The organism is Nonomuraea sp. NPDC051191 (assembly GCF_044455665.1).
Classification (GTDB): Bacteria; Actinomycetota; Actinomycetes; order Streptosporangiales; family Streptosporangiaceae; genus Nonomuraea.
The window spans coordinates 1-1090 of sequence record NZ_JBITEZ010000060.1 but is presented as its reverse complement, the minus strand read 5'-3'; the positions used below and the strand labels follow the sequence as shown (position 1 = coordinate 1090).

The following is a 1090-nucleotide window of genomic DNA, read 5'->3' as shown; positions in this document are numbered from 1 at the left end:
TCGTCGCCGGAGGTTTCATGGAAGTCGGTCTGTTCTACGCCCATCAACTACCCGACACCACCCCCGCCGACGGGTTCGACTGGGACATGCAAGTAGCCCGATGGGCCGAAGTGTACGGACTCAGCGAAGCCTGGTTCTCCGAACACTTCACCGAAGGCTACGAACGCTGGTCCTCACCCGAACTGCACATCGCCGCAGCCGCCCAGCAAACCAGCCGCCTCAAACTCGGCACCGCCGCCAACCTCCTCCCCTACCACAACCCCATCGCCCTGGCCTACCGCCTCATGGCCCTGGACCACATCACCCGCGGCCGCCTCATGGTCGGCTTCGGCGCCGGCGCCTACCCCACCGACGCCCAACTCTTCGGCACCGAACTCCCCACCCAAAACCACGAAATGCTCCAAGAAGCCCAAGACCTCATCCGCCGCATCTGGACCAACACCGGCGAGCAGCTCACCATCACCGGCAAGCACTACAACCTCGACATCCCACCCCTGGACAACCCCCTCCTCCTGGGCAACCACTGGCGCCCCTACCAGCCCGGCGGCCCCCGCATCGCCTGCGCCGGATTCTCCCCCCGCTCCTCCACCATCCGCCAAGGCGGCGCCAACGGCGACATCCCCCTCAGCATCGCCATGACCGACGAATACCTCGCCGGACACTGGGAGGTCTACGCCGAAGGCGCCCACAGCGCCGGCCGCACCCCCGACCGCAACGACTGGCGCGTCGTCCGCGACGTCATCGTCGCCGACACCGACGAACAGGCCTACGCCCTGGCCACCTCCACCCCCCTGCGCCGCCAGCAGGAAGAATGGGTCATCCCCCACAACATCAGCGCCATGGGACTCCCCGACGGCATCAAGCCCGAGGACGTCACCGTCGACCTCCTGGCCCAATACATGTGGATCGTCGGCTCCGTCGACACCGTCGTCGAACGCCTGGCCACCGAATACGAACGCTGCGGCGGCTGGGGCACCCTGCTCGTCTACAACTACGACTTCCACAGCCAGCCCGACGCCTTCCGCCGCCACCTGGAACTCCTGGGCACCCAGGTCGCCCCCCACCTCACCGAACGCGTCAGACACCTCAA

Annotated in this window: 1 protein-coding gene; it reads left to right on the top strand. The window is 66.9% G+C overall.

Going from position 1 to position 1090, the window contains the following annotated elements; all coding sequences use genetic code 11:
• Positions 1–17: 17 nt before the first annotated feature.
• On the top strand, positions 18–1090 hold a 1073-nt coding region (locus ACIA8R_RS52985), incomplete at its 3' end, for an LLM class flavin-dependent oxidoreductase (protein WP_397045858.1).